This is a genomic window from Streptomyces sp. NRRL S-337 (assembly GCF_000720175.1).
GTDB lineage: Bacteria > Actinomycetota > Actinomycetes > Streptomycetales > Streptomycetaceae > Streptomyces > Streptomyces siderophoricus.
In genome coordinates this window covers 1-1,979 of sequence record NZ_JOIX01000160.1, presented here as the reverse complement: position 1 = coordinate 1,979, position 1,979 = coordinate 1, and the positions used below count along the sequence as shown (strand labels likewise).

The following is a 1,979-nucleotide window of genomic DNA, read 5'->3' as shown; positions in this document are numbered from 1 at the left end:
GTATTGGGGGCCGTAGGAGGCGGGGGACGGCTTTTGGGGGGTGGGGCGGAGGTCGTTCGCGGCGGTGAGGGCGGCGGCGGGGTCGATCAGGCCCGCGCCGTAGTCGTCGTCGCGGCCGCCCTGGGGCGTGTCCTGGGCGGTCGACGTGAGCAGGTGGCGGATCTGGGCGGGGCTCAGGTGGGGGTGGGCCGAGCGGATCAGGGCGATGGCGCCGGAGGTGAAGGCCGCGGCGGGGCTGGTGCCCCAGCCGGAGAGGTAGCCGTCGTCGTTGCCGGCCATGAGGATGTCCTCGCCGGGGGCGCTGACCGTGGCGTACCAGTGGCGGGTGGAGAAGTGGGCGCGGTCGCCCTGGTGGGTGACGGCCGTGGTGGCGATGACGCCCGGGTACGCGGCGGGGTAGGAGACGTGGTCGCCCTTGTCGCCGCCGTTGCCCGCGGAGGCGACGACGGGGATGCCCTTGCCGAGGGCGTACTGGATGGCGGCGTCCTCGCGCGGCTCGGGGTGGGCGGACTCGCTGTCGTCACCCAGGGACATGCTGATGACGTCGGCGCCGTGGTCGGCGGCCCAGCGGATGCCGTCGGCGAGTGCGCCGGCCTTCTCCGTGCGGGCGCGTTCGCGCTGCGGGTCGTTGTCCTCCAGGATCACCCGGACCGGGAGGATCTTGGCGGCGGGGGCGATGCCGAGCACGCCGTCCTGGCGGCCGGCGCCGTGGCCGTGGCCCGCGATGACGCTGGCCATGCCGGTGCCGTGCCGGGCCCAGGCCGCATCGCCCGGGCCGGCGCCGAAGCCGACCAGGTCCTTCTCGGGCAGCACCTGGCCCTGGAGGTCGGGGTGGTTGGCGTCGACGCCGGTGTCCAGGACGGCGACCGTGACGCCCTCGCCCTTGGTGGTGCGCCAGGCCTGCTGGGCGTGGACGGCCTGGAGGCCCCATTCCTGGGCGCGGATGGCGTCGGCCCGGGCGGGTACGGCGGGCAGGACGGTGAGCGCGGCGGAGGCCAGGGCGAGGGCGGCCGCGCGCAGCGGGGTCTGCGTCATGGCGCGTCCTCCCGGGGCTGGGTGGGGGTGCCGGCGGCCTTGCGGAAGTCGTTCTCGATGCGGTCGGCGAGGTCCTTGGCGTCGTGGCCGAGGCCCGATTCGGCGGGGGCGGTGGTGGCGCCGGGGCGGACCGCGGCCTCGGCGGGCTGTGGCTCGGTGACGGCGCGGCCGTCGGCGAAGCCGGAGACGGCGTAGACGATCACCGGGACGTCGGTGAGCACCCGGACGGTCCAGCTGGCCCGCTGGGCGCGCCCGAAGCCTTCGGCAGAGGTGCCCTTGGGGGCGTACGGCACCGGCATCAGGTCGGTGCGGTCGGCCAGGCTCTTGGTGCTGAAGCGGGTGTTGAGGGCGAGCATGCCGGCCGGGTCGGTCCGGGTGGTCTGGGCGCCGACGGTGATGACGCTGGAGCGGGTGGCGTCCAGATACGTGGCGCGCAGCAGGCGGACGCAGCCGGCCCGGGCGAGGGCCTGGGCGAGCTTGGGGTCGTAGGCGCCGGTGCAGTCGCTGTCGGGGGCGACCGCGATCCGGGTCCAGGTCCGGTCGGCGCCGCCGGGGCCGACGCCCAGGCCCTCGACGGTGCGGGGGAAGAGGGTGTCGACCGGGGTGTTGCGCCAGGCGTCGCGGCCCTTGGTGAAGGTGGCCTCGGCGGTGGGCGGGGCGTCCTCGGGGTCGTCGGTGAGCCAGCTGCCGGCCGCGGCGCCGCCGAGCAGGCCGATGCCCAGGACGAGGCAGGCCGCGGCGGCGAGCACCCGGCCGGTGGGGCGGCGGCCCGCGGGGAACCGGCGGGTGGGTGCCGGGCCGGCGGCAACTCCCTGTGACGGGTGGGGAGTTGTGCGCCAGGGCTGCCGGCCGGGCGGGGTGGCCGTCGGGCGGGCGGCGGGTGCCTGGGGGCCGCTCCACAGGTTCTGGCTGTTGGCCAGGTGGAAGGCGGCGGTGTCGCGGAA

At 76.7% G+C, this 1,979-nt stretch carries 2 protein-coding genes; both read right to left on the bottom strand.

What is annotated here, in order from left to right:
- Window positions 1-1,035 (bottom strand): type VII secretion-associated serine protease mycosin (mycP, locus tag IG62_RS0140815; protein ID WP_030816316.1); only part of this gene is annotated, 1,035 nt, incomplete at its 3' end.
- The coding region (locus IG62_RS0140810) for a hypothetical protein (RefSeq protein WP_420711195.1) at window positions 1,032-1,979 on the bottom strand (948 nt) is incomplete at its 5' end. The genes mycP and IG62_RS0140810, both read right to left, overlap by 4 nt.